Annotated in this window: 20 protein-coding genes; 13 read left to right on the top strand and 7 right to left on the bottom strand. The window is 59.2% G+C overall.

All coding sequences use genetic code 11. From position 1 onward, the window contains the following. A partial coding sequence (locus JK176_RS08820) for a hypothetical protein (protein WP_211587483.1) occupies positions 1–241 on the bottom strand: 241 nt, incomplete at its 3' end. Positions 242–451: 210 nt separating this feature from the next. On the opposite strand from JK176_RS08820, the gene JK176_RS08815 reads away from it, so the two are divergent. From JK176_RS08815 to JK176_RS08805, 3 genes are all read left to right on the top strand, one after another. Then, positions 452–2,083 carry a lysine--tRNA ligase gene (locus JK176_RS08815; protein ID WP_211587482.1) on the top strand — a complete coding sequence of 544 codons (1,632 nt, stop codon included), beginning with the start codon at positions 452–454 and terminating at the stop codon, positions 2,081–2,083. Positions 2,084–2,170: 87 nt separating this feature from the next. Continuing rightward, positions 2,171–4,222, top strand: coding sequence for a lysylphosphatidylglycerol synthase domain-containing protein (locus JK176_RS08810; RefSeq protein ID WP_408874188.1), 2,052 nt, complete (start codon positions 2,171–2,173; stop codon positions 4,220–4,222). Beyond that, complete coding sequence (locus JK176_RS08805) at positions 4,219–4,920, top strand: MarC family protein (RefSeq protein ID WP_099285269.1); 702 nt, start codon at positions 4,219–4,221, stop codon at positions 4,918–4,920. The genes JK176_RS08810 and JK176_RS08805 overlap by 4 nt, the downstream gene beginning before the upstream one ends. Positions 4,921–4,923: 3 nt before the next feature. On the opposite strand, the gene JK176_RS08800 is transcribed toward JK176_RS08805, so the two are convergent. Both JK176_RS08800 and thpR read right to left on the bottom strand, forming a co-directional pair. After that, on the bottom strand, positions 4,924–5,529 hold the full coding sequence (locus tag JK176_RS08800) for a uracil-DNA glycosylase family protein (RefSeq protein WP_211587481.1): 606 nt from the start codon (positions 5,527–5,529) through the stop codon (positions 4,924–4,926). Next, positions 5,526–6,089 carry an RNA 2',3'-cyclic phosphodiesterase gene (gene thpR / locus JK176_RS08795; protein WP_194261498.1) on the bottom strand — a complete coding sequence of 188 codons (564 nt, stop codon included), beginning with the start codon at positions 6,087–6,089 and terminating at the stop codon, positions 5,526–5,528. The genes JK176_RS08800 and thpR overlap by 4 nt, the downstream gene beginning before the upstream one ends. Positions 6,090–6,240: 151 nt before the next feature. Between thpR and JK176_RS08790 the strand changes: the two genes are divergently transcribed. The 5 genes from JK176_RS08790 to cyoD all read left to right on the top strand — a co-directional run bounded on the left by JK176_RS08790 (position 6,241) and on the right by cyoD (position 11,362). Next, positions 6,241–7,011, top strand: a complete 771-nt coding sequence (locus tag JK176_RS08790; RefSeq protein WP_194266516.1) for a Bax inhibitor-1/YccA family protein — start codon at positions 6,241–6,243, stop codon at positions 7,009–7,011. A gap of 447 nt (positions 7,012–7,458) precedes the next feature. Further along, entirely contained in the window at positions 7,459–8,397 is a 939-nt protein-coding gene (gene cyoA / locus JK176_RS08785; protein WP_211587480.1) for a ubiquinol oxidase subunit II, read from the top strand. 7 nt (positions 8,398–8,404) lie between these two features. Continuing rightward, positions 8,405–10,393 carry a cytochrome o ubiquinol oxidase subunit I gene (gene cyoB, locus JK176_RS08780; RefSeq protein WP_194261495.1) on the top strand — a complete coding sequence of 663 codons (1,989 nt, stop codon included), beginning with the start codon at positions 8,405–8,407 and terminating at the stop codon, positions 10,391–10,393. A gap of 19 nt (positions 10,394–10,412) precedes the next feature. Continuing rightward, positions 10,413–11,033: a cytochrome o ubiquinol oxidase subunit III gene (gene cyoC / locus JK176_RS08775; RefSeq protein WP_062030824.1), complete on the top strand. Its 621-nt coding sequence runs from the start codon at positions 10,413–10,415 to the stop codon at positions 11,031–11,033. Further along, positions 11,033–11,362 (top strand): cytochrome o ubiquinol oxidase subunit IV, encoded by a 330-nt coding sequence (cyoD, locus tag JK176_RS08770; protein ID WP_194261494.1) that lies wholly within the window; start codon positions 11,033–11,035, stop codon positions 11,360–11,362. Before cyoC ends, cyoD begins: the two co-directional genes overlap by 1 nt. A gap of 167 nt (positions 11,363–11,529) precedes the next feature. On the opposite strand, the gene fdxA is transcribed toward cyoD, so the two are convergent. From fdxA to JK176_RS08755, 3 genes are all read right to left on the bottom strand, one after another. Beyond that, on the bottom strand, positions 11,530–11,862 hold the full coding sequence (gene fdxA, locus JK176_RS08765) for a ferredoxin FdxA (protein WP_099285255.1): 333 nt from the start codon (positions 11,860–11,862) through the stop codon (positions 11,530–11,532). Between the two features lie 92 nt (positions 11,863–11,954). Beyond that, a complete protein-coding gene (locus tag JK176_RS08760; protein ID WP_099285253.1) occupies positions 11,955–12,233 on the bottom strand; it encodes an RNA-binding S4 domain-containing protein in 279 nt (92 codons plus the stop codon). After that, entirely contained in the window at positions 12,230–14,827 is a 2,598-nt protein-coding gene (locus JK176_RS08755; RefSeq protein ID WP_249194345.1) for a helicase-related protein, read from the bottom strand. Before JK176_RS08755 ends, JK176_RS08760 begins: the two co-directional genes overlap by 4 nt. Positions 14,828–14,886: 59 nt before the next feature. Between JK176_RS08755 and JK176_RS08750 the strand changes: the two genes are divergently transcribed. Both JK176_RS08750 and JK176_RS08745 read left to right on the top strand, forming a co-directional pair. Further along, entirely contained in the window at positions 14,887–16,278 is a 1,392-nt protein-coding gene (locus JK176_RS08750; RefSeq protein WP_211587479.1) for a leucyl aminopeptidase family protein, read from the top strand. A 299-nt stretch (positions 16,279–16,577) separates the two neighbouring features. Further along, the gene (locus tag JK176_RS08745; RefSeq protein ID WP_062030832.1) at positions 16,578–16,979 is read left to right on the top strand and encodes a MarR family transcriptional regulator; all 402 of its coding nucleotides are present in this window, start codon (positions 16,578–16,580) and stop codon (positions 16,977–16,979) included. A gap of 12 nt (positions 16,980–16,991) precedes the next feature. On the opposite strand, the gene JK176_RS08740 is transcribed toward JK176_RS08745, so the two are convergent. Beyond that, a complete protein-coding gene (locus JK176_RS08740; RefSeq protein WP_211587478.1) occupies positions 16,992–17,975 on the bottom strand; it encodes a glycosyltransferase family 4 protein in 984 nt (327 codons plus the stop codon). Positions 17,976–18,062: 87 nt separating this feature from the next. Between JK176_RS08740 and JK176_RS08735 the strand changes: the two genes are divergently transcribed. Genes JK176_RS08735 through JK176_RS08725 form a run of 3 tightly spaced genes read left to right on the top strand, consistent with a single transcriptional unit; the run spans position 18,063 to position 21,600 of the window. Next, positions 18,063–20,039 (top strand): nucleoside-diphosphate sugar epimerase/dehydratase, encoded by a 1,977-nt coding sequence (locus tag JK176_RS08735; protein WP_211587503.1) that lies wholly within the window; start codon positions 18,063–18,065, stop codon positions 20,037–20,039. Continuing rightward, positions 20,036–21,178, top strand: coding sequence for a DegT/DnrJ/EryC1/StrS aminotransferase family protein (locus tag JK176_RS08730; protein WP_211587477.1), 1,143 nt, complete (start codon positions 20,036–20,038; stop codon positions 21,176–21,178). Before JK176_RS08735 ends, JK176_RS08730 begins: the two co-directional genes overlap by 4 nt. Then, positions 21,175–21,600 carry a hypothetical protein gene (locus JK176_RS08725; protein ID WP_194261490.1) on the top strand — a complete coding sequence of 142 codons (426 nt, stop codon included), beginning with the start codon at positions 21,175–21,177 and terminating at the stop codon, positions 21,598–21,600. Before JK176_RS08730 ends, JK176_RS08725 begins: the two co-directional genes overlap by 4 nt. Positions 21,601–21,681: the final 81 nt, after the last annotated feature.

Here is a 21,681-nt window from a genome sequence, read left to right as displayed (position 1 = left end):
GGAACAGGTCCAGCAGGTCAAACCACGGCACAGGCTGGGATAGCGGAGTGAGGTCTAGGGCGCGCAGGGCGGCGGGGCCGTGGACCAGAAGGGGCGGCGGAAGTTGTGTCAGGCGATCGCGCGCGTCTTCCGCTGTCAGATCCAGCAGTTCGCCATCCGGGGTCAGGAGGGAGGACAGGCCACGACGGGCGACGAGGGCCGGAGCGTCGAATGGCGACAGGAAGGTGGGGGCGCGGGGCATTGTGGCCAGTGTAGCGGGAAGGAAAAATTCCGGCGAGGATGTTTTGCGGGTTTTGCGAACGGAACGTGAAAGCTGGCTGTCTGCAAGGGGTTGGGTCGAGCAAAAAAGTTACTGAAATATTTCGTAATGTGAAGGATTGGTCAGAGTGAAACGGGAATGTGTCGTATTGCTTGACCGGGAAGATGTGTCTCCCTACTTTTTCCTGTAATCATGCAGAAATCCAAGACACCTATCGCCCCGTCCCTCTCTCCTGACGCGCCGCTTCCGAAAGCATGGCCGTTTGAAGAGGCGCGAAAAATCACCGCGCGCATGGACGCGCGCGCATCAGATGCTTCGGAACAGGCTCCCGCTCTTCTGGAAACGGGCTATGGTCCGTCGGGCTTGCCGCATATCGGTACGTTCGGCGAAGTGGCACGGACGACCTGGGTGCGTCAGGCCTATGAGGCGCTGACCGGCCGTCCGACCCGCCTGCTCGCGTTTTCTGACGACATGGATGCGCTGCGCAAGGTGCCAACCAATGTGCCGCAGCAGGAACTTCTGGCAAAGCATATCGGCCTGCCGCTGACGCGGGTGCCCGATCCGTTTGGCGAGTATGAGAGCTTTGCCGCGCATAATAATGCGCGTCTGCGCCAGTTCCTCGACAGTTTCGGTTTTGAATACGAGTTCGCCTCCGCCACACAGTATTACACCAACGGCACATTCGATGCGGCGCTACGCCGGATGCTTGAAGTCCATGACGAAGTCGTCGCGACCATTATTCCGACGCTTGGTACGGAGCGTCGGGCGACCTACTCCCCGGTTCTGCCGATCCATCCTGAGACCGGGCAGGTCATGCAGGTGCCGATCATCAAAGTTGATCCGGATGCCGGGATCGTTGTCTGGAAGGACGAATCCGGCAAGACGTTCGAGACATCCGTTCTGGGTGGTCATGCCAAGATGCAGTGGAAGGCCGACTGGGCCATGCGCTGGTATGCACTGGGCGTGGATTATGAAATGTCCGGCAAGGATCTGATCGACAGTGTGAAGCTGTCCTCGAAGATCTGCCGTATTCTGGGCAAGGAACCGCCTGCGGGTCTGACCTACGAACTGTTCCTTGATGCGCAGGGGCAGAAGATCAGCAAGTCCAAGGGCAATGGCCTGTCGGTCGAGGAATGGCTGCGCTATGGCACGCCGGAAAGTCTGGGGCAGTATATGTTCCAGCAGCCGACGCGGGCCAAGCGTTTGTTTTTCGATGTCATTCCGCGTGCGACGGATGATTACCTGACGCTCGTGCAGAAGGCCGAAACGCAGGAAGGGCCGGAACTGATGGCTAATCCGGTGTGGTTCATTCATGGCGGAACAATTCGCCCGGAAGACACCAGCCCGGTCTCGTATACGGCGTTGCTGAACCTTGCGAACGTGGCCAATGCCGACAAGCCGGAGACGTTGTGGAAGTTCCTGCGTCGCTACGATCCGACACTGTCGCCCGAGACGCATCCGTATGTGGACCGTCTCGTACGCTGTGCGCTGACGTATTTTCAGGAACAGGTCTACCCGAACAAGACCTATCGTGCGCCGACCGAAACCGAGCGCAAGGGCTTGGTCGATCTTGCGGACGAACTGGCAAAGCTCGCGCCGGAAACGCCGCCGGGCGACGTGCAGGATGTCGTGTTCGAAGTCGGCAAACGGTATTTCGAGAAGTCTGAACTGCGGTCGTGGTTCGGGTGCCTGTATGAGGTTCTGCTGGGGCAGACCGAAGGGCCGCGTTTCGGGATTTTTGCGTCCCTGTTCGGGCTGCCGGAGACGGTTGGCCTGATCCGGGAAGCTCTCGCGCGGCCTGTTGAAGAGCCTGTACAGGGCTGAGCCGTGGGCGCGCCCAAAGATAAAAGACCGGAGTTCCGGTCGCCCGATGTTCAGGCTTCGTCTGTGAAGGGCGAGATCTGTGCATTGGTGGAGGCGGATCCCGTGGATTGCGGGTGTGAGGAGGCCAGTCCGTCGAAGCGACGCTGGCAGGTTCTCCTGTCGCGCGCGCCCGCTCTTGTGGGGCTGGTTCTGCTGGTGGCGGCTGTGGTCGTTATCTGGCGCGAACTGCGACATCTTTCGCTGCATGACATTACCACGAGCCTGAGCGCCATCCCGAACTCTGCGCTGATGGCCGGCGGGGCGGCGACGGTTTTGTCGTATTTTATCCTGTCGTTCTACGACAGGCTCGCGTGTCTGCATGTCCGGGCGGACGTGTCGTATCAGCGCTCCGCTTTTGCGGCGTTCTGCTCCTATGTGCTGTCCCACAATCTGGGCTGTGCGGCGATTTCAGGGGCAGCGGTGCGGTTCCGGCTGTACCGGAGTTGGGGTGTGGCGCCGGGTGCAATTGCGCAGATCATTGCTTTCTGCTCCGCGACCTATCTGCTCGGTACGATGGCGCTGATCGGTGGAATTCTGATTATCGAACCGCACGCGGTGCCGGTTCTGATGCATCTGCCGACGTTTCTGCTGAGATTTGTTGGCCTCGGCTTGTGGGCTGTGTTGCTGGCCTATGTGTTGGTCTCGCGCGTCCGCAAGCATGTGCGTGTCTGGAAGTATGAGATTGAACTTCCGGGGCCGGGAATTGCGATTGCACAGATCGCCGTCAGTGCGGCGGACATGGCGGCAACGGCGCTCATTGCGTATTGCGTGCTGCCGCCTCTACCGCCGGAAGCCCATTTCGGGTTCGGGACCTTTCTGGCGATCTATCTGGCCTCTTATACGGCCGGGCTGATGGCGAGCGTTCCGGGAGGCTTAGGCGTTTTCGATGGTGCCATGCTGCTGGCGTTGCAGGCTTATCTGCCAACGTCGCAGATCATGGGCGCGATCCTCGTATTCCGGCTTTTCTATTACATCATCCCTCTTCTGATTGCAGGCCTGATGTTCGCGGGGCATGAGCTGTTCCTGCGTGGCGAACAGGCTCTGGTCTCGGCGGGGCAGACCTCGCGCAGGGTCAGGCCCAGTCAGGTCATTCGTGAATCGGAAGCGGATTTTTCCGTGGCGGTGGCGACGAGTGTGCAGGCTGTCGTCGGACTTCTGTTGCTGCTCTATGCGTTGGTGGCAGACCTGCCGCCTGTGCAGACCTCCTTTTGGGCGGCGGTGTCTCAGATTGCGGATCTTCTGCTGACGGTGGTTGGTGTCGGGCTTGCGGCGCTTTCCTGGGGGCTGTCACAGCGCGTGGCATTGGCCTGGAAATTTTCCCTCGGGATGCTGGGGGCGGCGGTTCTGCTGCTGATCCTGCGTCATGCACCGTGGGAAGGACCGGTTGTCATAGCGCTCGTGATGCTGCTGCTGTTGCCGTTTCGGAACTGCTATTATCGCCGGGCACATCTTTTGACCGCCCCTCTGACGCCAGCCACGCTTGCGCCACTCTCGCTGTGGGGACTGGGGCTCATGGGGGTGGGCTGGGTTGCGGTGCAGCGGCATCTGGGGCCGATCTGGTGGCGCTCCATGATCTATGATGCCCACACGGCTGTCGGGCGCTGGTTTCTGGGTTTTTCGGCATTGTGCGGATTCTACGTTCTGTGGCGCGGAATGCGCCGGACGCGGATCCGCTTCGAAGCCTGGACGGCCGAAAACGCCTGCCGCTACCACAGCCTGGCCCATGCGCTCCCTCAACTGGGCGCACGCCGTCCGACAGGGTTGCTGTTGGATGAAGCTGGGCGTGCGGCCATCCCGTTCCTGCGGACGGGGCAGTTCATTATCGGGCTGGGCGATCCCGCGGGCTCCGAACGGAACTGTGTGGCTGCCATCTGGCGGTTGCGGGATCTGGCGTTGCAGGAAGGCTGCAAGCTCGCTTTCATACAGGTTGGCCAGTCCCTGATGGCCGTTTATAACGATCTGGGACTGACGGTCTGTCCAGACAGGACAGCCGGGACGGTATGCTGTTTTTCCGAGGACTATCGGATGCTGCGGGCTTTTCTGAAGGGTGAGGAACGTTTGGCACGCAAGCGCCAGCCACAGGCTGCAACAGGCTCATGAGTCTGGCGCCCGGGCTGGGGAATACGCTCAGCAGCTGGCTGATTGCCTTTCCCGCACTGTTTTCGATCATTAATCCGCTCGGGGCCTCGTTGATTTTCGCGCAGGCAACGGAGGGGCGCGAGCGCCGCGAAGTTGTGGAACTCGCGCGTCAGGTGGCGTTGAATTCGCTGGGCATCATGCTAGTGTCCATCTGGTTTGGAAGCTGGATTCTCGGTTTTTTCGGTATTTCCATTAATGCCCTGCGGATTACTGGCGGTCTTGTCGTGGCTTCCCGGGCATGGGTGATGTTGTTGCAGCCCGAAACGTCCGAGGCGCGCAAGGAAAAGCAGGCGCTTCAGGGTGGCCGCACAGTAACCACACCAGATCTGCGGGAGCGGGCGTTCTTTCCACTGGCAATGCCGTTCACGGTGGGGCCGGGAAGTATTTCCGTCGCCATCGCCCTGAGTTCGTCCACGCCCCCCCATATGCCAACAGCAGATTACTATCTGGGCGTTTCCGCTGCGGCGACGACCATGGCCGTCGTTGTGGCCATCGTTTACGCCTATGCCGAGCGTGTCGTGGCGATGCTGGGTGTGACCGGTGCGCGGATTGTCAGCCGTCTTGCCGCCCTGATCCTGCTGGCGATCGGGATTCAGATTCTCTCCTCCGGCGTCGAGGGGTTTCTGGTCGAGGCTTTCAGGCAGGCTAAAGCCGCCTGAAAATCAGCGCTCGGCAAGCAGCGCATGAACGCGCGCTCGCAGGGCAGGGATGACCTCTTCCTGAAACCATGGCGCTTTCTTTTCCCAAACCCCGGTCCGCCATGACGGATGGGGCAAGGGAAAATACTCAGGCAGGTAATCCCTGAAGTTCCTGACTCGCTCCGTGACTGAACCACGCCCCAGAACGTGGTTCTGGGAATAGATGCCCACGAGAAGTGTCAGGCGGATATCAGGCAGGAGCGACAGGATACGTTGCCGCCATAGAGGGGCGCATTCAGGGCGCGGCGGTTTGTCGCCGCCCTGAGGCATACGTCCGGGATAGCACAAGCCCATTGGCAGAATAGCGACATGCCGGGTGTCGTAAAAAATGTCTTCCGGGATATCGAGCCAGCTTCGGAGCCGATTGCCGGACGGGTCGAAAAACGATTTTCCTGCAATATGGGCCTTGGTGCCCGGTGCCTGACTTGCAATCAGAATTCTGGAAGTCGCGGAGGCGTGGACCAGAGGGCGAGCCCCCAAAGGCAGGTGTTTCTCACAGACGCGGCAGGCGCGGACTTCCCTGAGGAGGGCGTCAAGACGCTCCTCAGGGGAGGGGATGGATCGGGTCATTCTTCCTCAGGAGTCAGCGGCATCTCTGGCTGCCACGCATATTCGGCTCTGGGAACATAGACATGCTCTCCAAGGCTGCGCAGACTTTCGAAAAGCGTAACGTGCTCTACAGACATCGGTTTGCTGCGAAAGAGATTGTGTCTCTGGACCCACTGAATGGCATCCGCCCGCTGGCTGGAGGAGAAATGCCCCAGCGTGACGGCTGGCTGGAAGCGTCGCTTCGCGGGAGGACATCCGGCACGGCGAAGGACACTTTCGACCTGAGACTGGAGCGCTTCAAGTTGTGGCGTTCGCTCAACCCCGATCAGAAGGCTGTCGGCATTGAGGCCCTCGCGGATATCGGCCTGTGCGAGCGACAGATCAAAGGGCTTCCAGGCCAGACGGGAGAGGGCAAGGTCAATTTCCTCCATTCTGTGTCTGTCCGTGATTTCCCCGATGAAGCGAAGCGTGATGTGGTGGTTTTGGGCAGGAACCCATTGCACGCCGGGCATGGAACCGCGCATCAGCGCCAGCGTTTCTCGGATGTCGACAGGAAGGTCGAGTGCGACAAAAAGTCTCAAGAGGCGCGTTTCCCATGAAAAATAAGTAAGGGACGGCGGAGTATTCTTGACCCCTCCGGCAAAACTCCCACATTCAGGTGGAGTGTACGGACGGCCCTCCCTGGTTCGTCAAGCGCCCTTTTTAAAAGGGCATCTCATTGGAAAAGGTGTCATGGCTTTTAATTCCAACTTCAGCAGAGCCGGTGTGCAGGCCGGAGCCGGCAGTCTTGACGCCGGACTTCGCGCTTATATGTGCCGGGTCTTCAACTGGATGGCGCTTGGTCTGGTGATCACGGGAGTGGTCGCCTACGGCGTCGCACAGACATCCCTGCGCGCTCTGTTCTTCCATCTGGCTGAAATGCCGAATGGTGCAATCGTCCTGCGACCGACCCTTCTGGGTGGTATCAGTATTTTCGCACCGCTCGTGTTCGTGATGGTTCTGTCTTTCGGCGTTAACCGTCTCTCCCGTCCTGCTGTGCAGGGGATTTTCCTGCTGTTCAGCGCCGCGATGGGCGCCAGCATGGCCAGCATTCTGTTGAGCTATACGGGCGTTTCCGTAGCCCGGACGTTCTTCGTGACGGCCATTACATTCGCCGGAATGTCGCTGTGGGGATACACGACCGGTGCCAATCTCGCTCGACTCGGTTCGTTCCTGTTCATGGGCCTGATCGGTATCGTTCTGGCTTCGGTGGTGAACATTTTCCTGCACAGTTCTCCGCTGGCCATGCTTGTTTCTGTAATAGGCGTGGGTCTTTTCACCGTGCTTGCAGCCTATGACACGCAGCGGATCAAGATCACATATCAGCAATACATGGCTTATGCTGGTCCGGAAGAAGTAGCGAAGCTGAGTGTCTATGATGCTCTGACGATGTATCTCAATTTCGTGAACCTGTTCCAGTTTCTCATCCAGTTCATGGGCGTGCGTTCAGGTAACAGCGACTGACAGTATTGTCTGGACGATACTGGATATCGGGAAAGGGGCGGCAGTTGATGCCGCCCCTTTCTGCTTTTTGGACCAATAAAGTCTTGAATTATTTCCGCGAATTCTAAAGAGGTTTACATTAAAAATCTGTAATGTTCATATTTAATGAAAGTCATAATTAGATCAAATGTGGCGAAAAACAGCCATTTCATCCTGAGGTCCATGCTGGGGATAGGCTCACGAAATCCGTGATAAGCCTTGTCTTTGAGGCGATTCAGGCAGAAAAAACCTGAGGAACCGGGACAGCCGTGTCCCATGCTGAATGAACTTCAGGATCGGATCTTTGATCCGGTTCCTGACGTCAGGATACGAACGAGAAAGGTAGCAGACTATGGCAGCGTTCGGCGGCACTGATGCGGACCTTATCGTGTCAAACCGTTTCCCGGCGACTACTGCAAGCCGGAACGGATGATGAAAGCAGGACCGATGAAAAAACTCTGGCGATATCTCCCAGCGTTGCCGGCGCTGATGCTATCGGGTTGTACGGTTGATCTGCTTCAGCCGCGCGGCCCGGTCGCAGTAATGAACCGCGATGTCATGGTGGCGGAATTCGTCATCATGATGCTCGTTGTTGTTCCAACCTGCGTCGCGACGCTTTATTTTGCGTGGAAGTATCGTGCTTCCAACAAAGAGGCCGAATACCTCCCGACCTGGGATCATTCGACCGCAATTGAATATGTCATCTGGGGTGTTCCCGCCATTCTGATCGCCTTCCTCGGCGCTATCAGCTGGTGGAGTACGCATGCCTATGACCCCTACCGCCCGCTTCAGACGGATGACAATGTCAAGCCGCTGAATGTTCAGGTGGTTTCCCTCGACTGGAAGTGGCTGTTCATTTATCCGGATCTGGGGATCGCAACGATCAACCAGCTGGATGTGCCGACGAACACGCCACTGGACTTCCAGATCACCTCTGATTCCGTCATGACGTCGTTCTTCATCCCCCGTCTGGGCTCGATGATCTACGCCATGCCGGGTCAGCAGACGCAGCTGCATCTGATTGCAAGCTCACCTGGGGACTACCTTGGTGAAGCGTCGCAGTTCAGCGGTCGCGGTTTCTCGGATATGAAGTTCCGCACACTCGCCATGGACCCTTCTCAGTTCAACGACTGGGTTGAGAAAGTGAAGAGCGGAAGCGAAAATCTCGACGACACGACATACCCGAAATATGCTGCGCCGCAGGAAGCTGCACCGGTACAGTATTTCGCGCATGTCCAGCCGGAACTCTTCGACGGCATCGTAGCCAAGTATAATAATGGCATGGTGGTGGACAAGACGACGGGCAAGGTCATGCACATGCAGTCCGTTCTCAACGCTGCACCGTCCGACACTGGCATGAAGGAATAACCGACAGATGCTCGGAAAACTCTCCTTTTCAGCCATACCGTTGGATGTGCCGATTCTTGTCGGTACATTCCTTGGTGTTGCTGTTATCGGTCTCGCCGTACTGGGTGCTGTCACCTATTATGGCAAATGGGGCTATCTCTGGCGTGACTGGTTGACGACTGTCGACCACAAGCGTCTTGCAGTGATGTATATCATTCTGGCGATCGTCATGCTGTTCCGCGGTTTCGCGGATGCCATCATGATGCGGACCCAGCTTGCGCTGGCCTATAATGGTAACCCCGGTTATCTGCCGCCACATCACTACGATCAGGTCTTCTCCGCTCACGGCACCATCATGATTTTCTTCATGGCGATGGCGTTCATGACGGGCCTGATGAACCTGGTGGTTCCCCTTCAGATCGGTGCGCGTGACGTTGCGTTCCCGTTCCTGAACTCGCTCAGCTTCTACATGACGCTGGTCGGAGCCCTGCTGATCAACATCTCGCTGTTCATCGGTGAGTTTGCCCAGTGCGGCTGGCTGGTTTACCCGCCTCTGTCCGAGATGCAGTTCAGCCCGGGTGTCGGCGTTGACTACTACATCTGGGCCGTTCAGATCTCCGGTGTTGGAACGCTGCTGACAGGCGTGAACTTCTTCACGACCATCGTCAAAATGCGTGCTCCTGGCATGGGCTGGATGCAGATGCCGGTGTTCACCTGGACTGCATTCTGCACGACCGTGCTGATCATGGTGTCCTTCCCGGTTCTGACGGTTACGCTGGCTCTGCTCAGCCTTGACCGTTACCTCGGCATGCACTTCTTCACGAATGATGCCGGCGGCAACGTCATGCTTTACCTCAGCATGATCTGGACCTGGGGCCATCCGGAAGTTTACATCCTCGTCATCCCGGCGTTCGGTGTGTTCTCCGAAGTCACAGCAACATTCTCCCAGAAGCCGCTCTTCGGTTACAAGACGATGGTGTACGCCACGTGCTCCATCATGGTGCTCTCCTTCGTCGTGTGGGTGCATCACTTCTTCACCATGGGTGCCGGTGCCAACGTCAATACCTTCTTCGGTATCATGACGATGATCATCGCCGTCCCGACGGGTGTGAAGATCTTCAACTGGCTGTTCACCATGTATAAGGGCCGCGTGGAATTCACGGCTCCGATGTACTGGACGCTGGGCTTCATGATCACCTTCTCCATCGGTGGTATGACCGGTGTCATGATGGCCATGCCGGCTGCTGACTGGATCCTGCACAACTCCCTGTTCCTGATTGCCCACTTCCACAACGTCATCATCGGCGGCGTGTATTTCGGTTACATCGCGGGCATGGGTTTCTGGTTCCCGAAGGCTTTTGGCTTCAAGCTGAACGAAGCCTGGGGCAAGCGCGCGTTCTGGTGCTGGTTCGTCGGCTTCTATCTGGCCTTCGTTCCGCTCTACATCCTCGGTCTCGAGGGCATGACGCGTCGTATGAACCATTACGACAACCCCGACTGGTATCCGTGGATGCTGGTTGCTGAAGCCGGTGCAATCGTTATCGCCTGCGGTATCGTCTGCCAGCTGACGCAGCTTTATGTGTCCATCCGTGACCGTAACCTGCCCGAGAACCTCGATCTGACGGGTGATCCGTGGAACGGCCGTACGCTGGAGTGGTCCATTTCCTCTCCGCCGCCGGCTTATAACTTCGCGGTCATTCCTGACATTCATGGTCTCGACACGTTCCATACCGAGAAGCAGCTGGGCCTGAAGGCTCACGGCAAGCCGCTGGCTCCGATCCACATGCCGAAGAACACATCTGCTGGTGTTTTCATCGGTCTGTTCAGCTTCATTCTCGGTTTCGCTTCGGTCTGGTACATCTGGTGGCTCGCTGCCATCGGCCTGATCGGTATCGTTGCAACCATGATCCTGCGCAGTGCAAACCGCGACGTCGACTACTACGTCCCGGTGAGCGAAATCGAGCACAACGAGGAAGTCTATTCTCGTCGTATCGCTGCGGCGCAGGCAGCAGAGTAAGAGGGGGGGCATAAGACTTATGGCTCACGAAGCAACAATGTCGCCTCTGGCACACGCCGACGATCACGGCGGGGAACATCATCACGAAACCCCCAACGTGTTCGGCTTCTGGCTCTACCTGATGACGGACTGTGTCCTGTTCGGGTCGATCTTCGCTGCCTTTGCGGTCCTCCGGAACCAGTATGCCGGTGGCCCGTCGGGCAAGGAACTGTTCGACCTGACGAACGTGGGGATCGAAACGGCTATCCTGCTGTTCTCGTCCATCACGTACGGCTTCGCCTCGCTGAATGCGCTGGCGAAGAACAAGACGATGGTTCTGGTCTGGCTTGCCGTCACGTTCGTTCTTGGCGCGTCCTTCGTCGGTCTGGAGGTGAACGAGTTCACCTCCATGATTGCAGAAGGTAATGGCCCTGACCGTTCTGCATTCCTCTCCGCGTTCTTCACGCTGGTTGGAACGCATGGTCTGCACGTCACCTGTGGCCTGATCTGGATGGTCGTCCTGATGGTTCAGATGATGGGTCCGCAGGATCTGTCCGAGCGTATGATGAACAAGCTGGCTTGCCTCAGCCTGTTCTGGCACTTTCTCGACATCGTCTGGATCTGTGTCTTTTCGTTCGTCTATCTCGCAGGAGTGATGTAATGGCTCAGGCACATACAGCCCACGATAGTAGCCACGGCTCCTATTCGGCTTATCTGATCGGCTTTGTTCTGGCCGTGATCCTGACGGTGGCATCCTTTGCCGCTGTTATGGCCCACGTTTTGCCTCCGTCCATGACGCTTGCAGCGCTGACGTTTCTTGCCGTCGTGCAGATCGTCGTTCACCTGGTGTTCTTCCTCCACCTGAACACCAGCAGCGAGCAGAGCTGGAACCTGATGTGCTTCATCTTTGCTGCGGCATCGGTGATCGTCATCATCGGCGGCACGATCTTCATCATGCATGACACTGCGATCAACATGATGTCCCGCTAAGGTTTCTCTCGAAACCTGTGGGAAGGGCTGGTGGGAGAAATCCTACCAGCCCTTTTTTTATGCCATACGCCTTGGTGGGGATCGGGATGCCAGTCAGAGCAGGTGGCACAAAAAAACCCGATCTCATGAGAGACCGGGTGAGGATAACTTCGGTATATCGGAGAAAATCAGCCCTGATGCGGTGCTTCGGACAACATGGCGGCTTTGCCCGGCTTGTCTTTCCATTCTTCCGCGTCTGGCATGGCATCGATCTTGCGGGTCATATTCGGCCACTGTGCCGAGTATTTCGCATTGACTTCGATCCACGGTGCGGCGCGGTTGTCGCTGTCGGGGAAGATGGCTTCGGCCGGGCATTCCGGCTCACATACGCCGCAGTCGATGCATTCGTCCGGATTGATGACAAGGAAGTTTTCACCTGCGTAGAAGCAGTCTACGGGGCAGACTTCCACGCAATCCGTGAACTTGCAGCGAATGCAGTTTTCTGTGACCACATAGGTCATTGACGTCTCCGATCGTCTTGCTGGTCCGGCATCCGGCCGGTTTCATCCGAGCGGGATGATATGCGAAGGTTTGGCGTCAGACGCAAGCATCCTCAGCCGTCTTCTGTGATGACTTCGTAAAGAAGTGCGGCTTCTTTTGCCGGACCGCGGCGTTCACCAAGATCCAAAACGCGCCACACGCGCACTTCTCCGCCAGAAACTGCGGGAAAAGTCAATATGTCGCCGATGTGAAGCTTGGCATGGGGCTTGCTTGTGGGCTGCCGGTTGATGCGGATGCGACCTTTCCCGACGATAGCCGCACAAAGCGGACGTGTCTTGGCGATGCGTGCGTAATAGAGCCACTGGTCCAGTCGCTGATATGCTTCGCTCATGGGCGGACTTTTTCACTCAGGATGGCGAGGGCCGCGAAAGGGCTGTCAGTTCGTGGAGGCGAGGGGCGCCTGGAGGCAGATCCGTGTTGAGCGGCTCTGGGGCGACGGGAGGCTCGGGTTTTGCGATCATTCAGGATCATGAGCGGGCGTGGTGGACCGGCATGGGTGGAGGACTGAGCCTCTGCGGGTTGATGCGCGATGCCCAGACCTTTCAGGACGGAGGGAAGGCTGTCGGATTTTATGCCCAGTCTGGAGGCCAGATCGGGCGGTGCTGTGTGGTCGCGGCGGCGGGTGAGTTGGTGCAACTCCGCGATGCAGCGTTCTGCGATGTCGAGGCGCAGGCCCGTCTCTCCGGCACGGATCCAGCCGAATTGCCCGCTGATCTCGTGCCATGGAAGGGAGACGCGACCGGGCGCTGTCGGACGGTGAGGCGTCTGGCGATGCAGGGCGTGGAGCAGTCCTAGAAGATCCAGAGGGCGTTTTCGGAACAGGGCCGGGCAGAAGATCGAGAAACGTCCGACTTCGACTCCGTGCTTCCGTAGTGTGTTGCGCAAAGCGGGAGGAAGCGCCTGATCTTCTGGCAGGGTTTCGGTAATGCCGCCGTCTTCCATGAGACGGTGCAGAATGGCGCGCAGTCCCGGTTCGTGTTCGGCAAGTGCGTGGGCGCGATAAAGGGCTTTCAGATCCGTTCGAATGAGGTTGGCCACAAATGTCAGCAGACGGGTTTCGACATGGGTTTTCTGAACCGTATCAGTGAACTCGGCTGGAAAAAGCTGGATGGCCGGGCGCAGCAGAGCTGTGCCTGCGGTGAGGCGACCCAGAGGGGTTTCGTCCCAGAAAAGATGTCCGGTGGTAGCGTCCAGTTTAAGGGCGGTGTCGGGCGCGTCCTGTAGGAGACGGATGCGGCGGGGGATTTCGTGGATGAGGGCTTTGCGCCCGGCACGCAGGATCATCTGGCGTTCGGGGCCGGAGGCGACGTCGGTTTCCAGTGTGAAGCCACGGATGCGTCCGATACTGTGCCCTTCTACCAGAACGTCGCCATCGGGTTTGACGGCGGACAAGAGTGTGCGGTCGCCATCGCTGTCCAGACGGCGCAGAAGCGTTGTGGCGCGGCGGTCCACGAAGCGGGCTGTGAGGCGCTCGTGCAGGGCGTCGGAAAGCTGGTCTTCCACTTCGCGGGCACGCTCCTGCCATATGGCGGAATGGCGGCTCCATTCGGTGCGGGCGGCGACATAGGAACACACGCGCACACCGGTGAGGCGGTGCATGAGGGTGTCGATATCGCCTTCGGTTTTGGCCAGACCACGGATATGGCCTTCCATCCAGTTGGCGGGAATGGACCCGTCCTTAATTAGATGGCTGTAGAGGCGCGCGCAGAGCCGGGTATGGCTGTCATCGCCGAGTTTGCGGAAATCAGGGATCTGGCAGACGTCCCAAAGCAGGGTCGTGGCGCGTTTGCCTCTCGCGATCTCGCGGACATCCGGGTCGAGCATCAGGGATTCGAGGGTGGTGACGTCCGAGGCCACGCGCCCTGCGGTCAGGCCACGCAGCGGTGGCGGGCGGGTCAAGCTTTTGAGCAGATTGGCCGGGTTGGTGAAATCGAGTTCGTGGTTGCGCCAGTAGAGGCGCTGGATCGGGTCGAAGCGGTGCTGCTCGACAGCTTCGACGAGGGCGCTGGACATGGGCGGACAGTCGGCCGTGGTGCCGAAGGTGCCGTCTTTCATGCCGCGACCGGCGCGTCCGGCAATTTGGGCGATTTCCTGCGGGAACAGCGGGCGAGGAACTGTGCCGTCGAATTTGCTGAGTTGCGCCAGGGCGACGTGATCGACGTCCATGTTCAGGCCCATGCCGATGGCGTCGGTTGCGACGAGATAATCCACGTCGCGGTTCTGATAGAGCTCGACCTGAGCGTTTCGGGTACGAGGGCTGAGTTGGCCCATGATAACGGCACAGCCGCCACGGCGTCTGCGGATGACTTCGGCCAGCGCATAGACTTCGCTCATGGAGAAGGCGACGATGGCCGAACGTGGAGGCAGACGGGAGAGTTTCGTGTGTCCGGTGCTGGCGAGGCTGGAAAGGCGGGTGCGGATGTCGATCTCGATACCCGGAACGAGTCTCTGAAGCAGCGGGCGGATGGTCTCGGCGCCGAGGAACAGCGTCTCGACGGTGCCACGGGCGTGGAGCAGGCGGTCCGTGAAGACGTGGCCGCGATCCGGGTCTGAAGCGAGCTGGATCTCGTCGATGGCGATGAATTCGGCTTTGCGGTCCAGCGGCATGGCTTCGACAGTGCAGGAAAACCAGCGGGCGCCGGGGGGCACGATTTTTTCTTCACCCGTGATGAGCGCGACGCTGCGCTCGCCTTTGATTTTGACGAGGCGCTCGTAATTCTCCCGGGCCAGCAGGCGCAGGGGGAAGCCGATGATGCCGGACGCATGGGCCATCATGCGTGTCAAGGCATAATGGGTCTTGCCGGTATTGGTGGGGCCGAGGGCAGCACGGATGCTGGCTGGCATGGTATGGTCGCTGGACGAGGTTCCGTGGAATGCACCCTTCATGTCTGAATGGTCGGGTGCCTGCGGAGCAAAAGCAAGCATCTGAAGCCTTCCCGATGGATCTTTCTCGGGTGAGGCAGGTCTTTGAGGAAGAAAATTTCATGAATTCGCATCCCCAGCTTCCCTTCGTGACCTCTGCCGAAGCGCCTTCGGCGCGTCTGGTCCATCTGGTGGCCTGTGAGGGCAGTGCTGCGGTTTCCGGTCTTCTCGGAGAGCATGCTGCCTTTCTGCAAGCACAGGGATTTTCGGCGAAAGACGGTGCTTTCACGCTACTGCCGGGTGAGATCGGGGTCGGGGCAGCAATCCTGTGCGTGGCCTCCGCGCGGGCAAATGATCCGGAGGCTTTCGGGGTTCTGGGAACAGCCCTGCCTGAAGGTGACTGGACGGTCGTGCTGCACGGACTGGAAGCCGGAGCGCTGGAGAGTGCGCTGCTCGGGTTCTGTATGGGGGCATATCGGTTCGGTCTGGGGGAGGTGAAGCCATGCGCGACGCGGATGGTCGTTCCCGACGATGCGACGCGGCTTGTAGCGTTGTCGAAGGCTGTGTGGTTCGGGCGGGATCTTATCAACATGCCGGCGAATCTTCTCGGGCCGCGCGAACTTGCGCAGATGGCAGGCAAGGCGTTGGTGCATCGGGGGGCGAGCGTCAGTCTCGTCGAAGGGGATGATCTGCGCGGTGCGTATCCGTGTCTGGCGGAAGTGGGTGAAGGGTCCGAACGCAAACCGGTCGTGGTCGTGGCGCGCTGGAAGGCCCGCGAGGGAGCGCCGAAGGTTTCGCTGATCGGCAAGGGGGTGTGCTTCGATACGGGCGGCTATGACCTCAAAGGGGCCGCAGGGATGCTGCGGATGAAGAAGGACATGGGCGGGGCGGCCCTGATGCTTGCGGTGACCTGCGCGGCGATCGATCTGGGTCTGGATGTGGATCTGGAACTGCGTCTGGGGTGCGTGGAGAACAGCGTGTCCGGTCATGCCATGCGGCCGGGGGATGTCCTGAAGACGCGCAGCGGCAAAATGGTCGAGATTGGCAATACGGATGCAGAAGGGCGGCTGGTGTTGTGTGATCTCATAACGGAGGCGTCTGAAAACCGTCCGGATGTCATTCTCGATGCTGCAACCCTGACGGGTGCTGCGCGTGTAGCACTCGGTCCGGATGTGCCGGCGCTGTTCAGTAATGATGATGAACTGGCCTCACTCATTCTCGAATCGGGAAAAAAGGCAGCCGATGTGATGTGGAGAATGCCGCTCTGGCATGGCTATGATGCATGGCTCGATAGTAAAGTTGCCGACTTCGGAAACGTGACGTCAAAACCCATGGCCGGGGCGATTACAGCGGCGCTTTATCTCCAGAAATTCGTTCCGGATGGCCAAAAATGGGCCCATATCGACACTTATGCGTGGAATGATGGAGGGCGTCCGGGCCGGCCGGAGGGCGGAGAAGTGCTCGGTCTGCGGGCAATTCTGGAGACTTTGTCACGAATTCATAATAATTCCTGAGCTTCCATGAAGCGTTTCACTCGAGGAACAGTGTGACGGCATGAAGAGGGCTTGAAAGATTAGGGTGTCAAACGCGTTTCAATGAGGCATATGCCCCTTATCGTTTCGATGCAGAGTCATCGTCTACTGGAATGTTTTGAAACCCATATGCTTGCGTATGCGTTTCGAATCACCATCTGAGTGTAACTGACGCCTCTCCCGGGAAGGAGAGGCAGAGACAATTTCATGTTGGTTCCCGTGCTGCGGGTCTCTGTTATGGGATCGGACAACAGGGGGGCTAACTGTTTAGGAGAGAGATCATGCCCCAGGCTACCAATGATCAAATGCTCAATCTTCTGTGCGACACCATCGTTTCCATGGTCCGTCGTGACGGACCCGATCTGTCGGCACGCCAGCTTGCCGTATTCCTGACCTGCTATCTGCGGGACGGCGCCCACACGGTTCGTGGTCTGGCCCTTGAGCTCAAGGTGTCCAAGCCCGCCATCACCCGTGCGCTTGACCGTCTGGGTGAACTGGATCTGGCCCGCCGCAAGGTCGATCCGCTGGACCGTCGTTCGGTTCTCGTACAGCGCACGCTGAAGGGTTCCACCTTCCTGCGCGAAATGCGCGCCGTCATGACGGAAGCCTCCGGCACCCGCTCGACCCGCACGGAACGCGCTTCGGCTTCCGTCGAGCGCCTGAGCAGCCGCCGCGCCGGCTGAACGATCTGCTGATTACCAGCGATCTTGCACGCGGGCTTTGGCTCGCGTGCAGACATATCCTGTCCACAAAATCTGTGGCAGGGCGATCATCAGAACTGTCGTGATGATCTGACCTGTGGCGAAAGCCACAGCGCCCCAGAGGGCAAATCCCCAGTATAAAAAAGTGACGAATGGTACCGACAGCCCTGAACGGGCGGCCAGTTGGTAGAGATGGCCACGATGAGCTTGCGCGAGTCTGTCTCCAGCGCGGGCGCGACGTAGTAGCGTAAAGGTCACGTCCCACAACACGCCCGAGAGCAGGGCGATCACGAGGACGCCGCCACCCGTGCCAAATCCTGTCATGCCACCCCATGCGATGGCGAGTCCGATGGGCTGGCTGCCAACGTCGCCCATGAAAATTCGGGCCTTTGGAAAATTATAGGGCAGGAAGCTCAGCAGGCAGATGGCGAGCAGTATGAAGGCCACGGGCATGATGCCTGCGCTCGCCAGAAAGATGGCGGAGATGGCCATGATGCCCGAGGCGAGACCGTTGATCCCGTCGATGAAATTCAGAGCATTCGTAATGAACACCGCAGCGAGAACGAAAGGCACTACCATCCATGATGGAATATTCGTGCCGTATGTCGCTCCGAATGCCGCGGCAATAGCGGCCAGAAACTGGGCTGCGAGTTTGTAGCGGGCCGGGAAAGGGCGCATGTCGTCGAGCCACGATATAGCGCCCAGCACGATCATGCCGATCAGCAGTCCCGTAATAGCCGGAATGATTGACGCCGGGGCATGGGATGCGCGCAAGGCCGGGATCAGGCATAGAACGAAGGCTCCCACGATTCCGATGCCGCCACCCTTAGGGGTTGGTCGTGTATGAGAACTCCGCTCTACGGGATGATCCAGAACACCGGCCCGGATCATGAGCAGGATCAGGATATTGCACAGCACGACTGCGGCCACGCAGGGGAGCGTAAGGCCGTTGTTAATGTTCTGAAAAGAAAAGGGCATGGAACGACTTTATGGGAGAGCGGCTTTTGGCGCTATAAGGGGCGGGTGACATCTGCTAATCCTACAGGCCCTGCCGCTCCGGCCTCAATGCCCCCTTCGGCGCCGTCTTTCAGGCCGCCTTCTGCCTCGCACACGTCGATGCGCGCGCGGCGCATTGCGCTCAATGTCGCGCTTGACGGAGTCGTGTCTGCGGCTGCCGCACCTGTTGCGCGCTGGCTGGCAGATCCGGCCGGAGGGTGGTTGCATCCGCTTTGGTTTATTGCGGGTGGCGGGATCACGCTTCTGGTGGGTGGGCTGCCGTTCCGCGTTCCGCAGCAATACTGGCGGTTCTCGGGTGTGGCGGACCTGTTCAATATTGCCTGCGCCTCGGTTCTGAGCGCGCTGTTATTCGCCGGGCTCTTATGTGTGGCGGGCTATCCGCTGCCGACGCCGACCTTCCCAATCATTCATGCGCTGGTTCTACTGGTGTTTCTCGGTTCCGTCCGCATGATGTGGCGGCTGGCGGCGCGTCGTAAGAGCACCGCGCTGGCCAGTCAGCGCATTCTGCTGCTGGGTGCGGATCATGAGGCGGATCTGTTCATCCGGGCGATGGAGCGGGACAGCGAGAACAGCCGCAGCGTGACGGGAATTCTGACCGGCGGTTCGCAGCAGGCCGGGCGGCGTATTCATGACTGCCCCATTCTGGGAACGATCAGCGAAACGCCTGCCATTCTGGAGCGTCTGTTTGCTGCGGGAAAGCTGCCGGATGCGCTGGTTCTGACGTCAGGAGACATCAAGGGGCGGGACTTGGCACGCATCCTTGAAGCCGCGCGCGTCTATGACATCGACGTTCAGCGCACGCCGTCTTTGACGGCTTTGCAGCCGGCAGACCGGGTGGAGCTTAGGCCCATCGCGATTGAGGATCTGCTGAACCGTCCACCGGTTGCGCTCGATTCGCAGGGTATGGCGCGGTTGATCAGTGGCCGTGTCATTGCCGTGACCGGGGCCGGAGGCAGCATCGGCTCCGAACTCGCGCGGCAGATCGCATCGTTCCAGCCCGCTGTGCTTCTCCTGATTGAAAGCAGCGAGTATGCGCTGTGGCAGATCAATCTGGATATTTCCGAGCGTTTCGGTGACGTGACACGCCATCAGATCGTGGCGGACGTGCGCGATCGGCGACGCATGGCGGAGATTTTCGGGGAGTATCGACCGCAGATCGTCTTTCATGCGGCGGCTCTCAAGCATGTGCCCATCGTCGAGGACAATCCGGTCGAGGGTGTGCTGACAAATGTGATCGGCACACGCATTGTCGCGGACGAAGCCGAGCGCGCTGGTGCGCAGGCGATGGTCATGATCTCCACCGACAAGGCGGTCAATCCGTCCAGTTTGATGGGCGCCAGTAAGCGTTGTGCGGAGGTCTACGGGCAGGCGCTCGATATGCGGGCGCGCGCCGGGCACGGCGGCATGCGGTGCGTGACTGTGCGTTTTGGCAATGTGCTGGGGTCCACGGGATCGGTCGTGCCGCTGTTTCGGCGGCAGCTTGAACATGGCGGTCCGCTGACCATCACGCATCCGGATATGACCCGGTATTTCATGACGGTGCCTGAGGCTGTAGGGCTTGTCTTGCAGGCGGCTGTACGCGGAACGCATGAGCGTGCGGAAAACGATGCCACGGACCGGCGCCTCAAGCAGGGCGGGATTTTCGTGCTCGATATGGGCGATCCGGTGCGGATCATGGATCTGGCGTTCCAGATGATCCGGCTGGCCGGACTGCGTCCCGAAACCGATATCGAGATCCGCTTTACGGGCCTGCGTCCAGGGGAAAAATTGTTTGAAGAATTGTTCCACGGACGCGAGGCCCCGGTTCCGACAGATGCGCCCGGTCTGCGGATGGCGTCCCCGCGCACAGTTGATTTCAGTGTTGCGAGACTTGCGATGGATGAGCTGGAAATGGCCTGCCGCGCAAACGATCTGGGCGCGATCATGACGATCCTGTACAGGCTGGTCCCTGAATTTCTTCATAACCGTGACGGCGGATTGCCGGTCGCGGTCTCCCATCCCGATCCGGAGATGATAGCGCCATGACACGGCAGATTGCTTTTCTAGACCTCCCCGCCCAGCAGGCGCGCCTCGGCGGTAGCATCCAGAAGCGCGTGGATGCCGTCATGGCGCATTGCCGCTTCGTGCTTGGCCCGGAAGTGCAGGAACTCGAGCAGCGTCTGGCAGAGTTCGGCGGTGCGAAACATGCGATCGGCGTCTCATCCGGCACGGATGCGCTGCTGATGGTGCTGATGGGCGAGGAGATCGGGCCGGGAGATGCGGTTTTCCTGCCAGCCTTCACCTATACGGCGACGGCTGAAGTCGTCCTGTTGCTGGGTGGAACGCCGGTTTTCGTGGATGTCGATCCGCAGACCTTCCAGATCAGTCTTGAATCGCTGAAGGCGCGACTTGAGGCAGTGCGTCAGGCCGAAGATCTGGAGCCGCGTGTTGTGATCGGTGTGGATTTGTTCGGCCAACCCGCGCCTTGGGACGAACTGAAGCTCTGGACGGCGCAGGAAGGTCTGACGCTGGTGGCCGATTGTGCACAGTCTTTTGGGGCGACATATCATGGCCGTCGTCTGGGACAAGAGGCGAAAGCGACCACATTGTCTTTCTTCCCGTCCAAGCCGCTGGGTGGGTATGGGGACGGCGGCGCGATCCTGACGGACGACGACGATCTGGCGGCGCTGTATCATTCCCTTCGCACGCATGGCGAAGGCCGGACGCGCTATGAAGTCGAGCGGATCGGGATCAACGGGCGTCTGGATACGCTTCAGGCGGCTGTTCTTCTGGCAAAGCTCGATGTGTTTGACGCAGAGCTGAAGCGCCGGGATGCAATTGCGACGGCCTATGACGCCGGGATGCCTGAAGGGATCGTACCGCCCGTACGCGTTCCGGACAGCGAGAGCGCGTGGGCGATCTATACGATCCTGCTGCCGGATTCGGAAAAGCGGGATTCGCTTCAGACGTTTTTGAAGGATGCAGGCGTTCCAACCGCCGTTTACTATCCAAAACCGCTGCATCATCAGCCGGCCTATGCGCCGCATCATGACGGAGCCGTGCTGCCAGTGGCCGAAGGGCTTGGCGCACGCGTTCTGGCGCTTCCCATCCATCCCGAACTGACGGACGAGGACGTCCATCACATCATTGCAGCCCTCAATCGGTGGGCAGGAGAACAGGCGTGAGACGCGAGCAGAAACTTCTTCTGGTTTTCGGGGCGCTGGTCCTCATTCCCGTAGGCATCATCTGGTTTGTGACATGGCCATTGCTGCATGCGTGGAAATTTCCGCAGGTGACTGCGGGGCAGATGAGTGCGCCGATCAGTCGCGATCTGTCGGCAGATGAGGTTCAGAAGGTCAATCTGTGGCTTCAGTCGCATGAAACGGCCTGGGGGCCGTCGGGCGAGAAAACCGATCTCGCACCGAAAGTCGTTCTCGAAATGGCGGGCGCACAGGGCGAGCCAGTTATTATTTCCATCTGGAAATACAAAAAGCAGGACGACATTGTTGGGATCCAGCTTGCGAAAAATGGCCCGTACCGGATGAACGCCTTTCCTGATGCACAGCTCATGGCCTTGCAGCCTGCTGGAGCGCAGCCCGGAAAGTAAGGACTTTCTGGAGCGTGTTGAGAGCACAAAAAAGACCGGCCTCCTTCGGGAGTGCCGGTCTTTTTTGTGCTGTCGCGGAAA

The organism is Gluconobacter sp. Dm-73, from assembly GCF_018256215.1.
GTDB lineage: Bacteria > Pseudomonadota > Alphaproteobacteria > Acetobacterales > Acetobacteraceae > Gluconobacter > Gluconobacter cadivus.
Note: the sequence above shows the minus strand (reverse complement) of the source record. Positions and strands in the feature narration are given on the sequence as shown.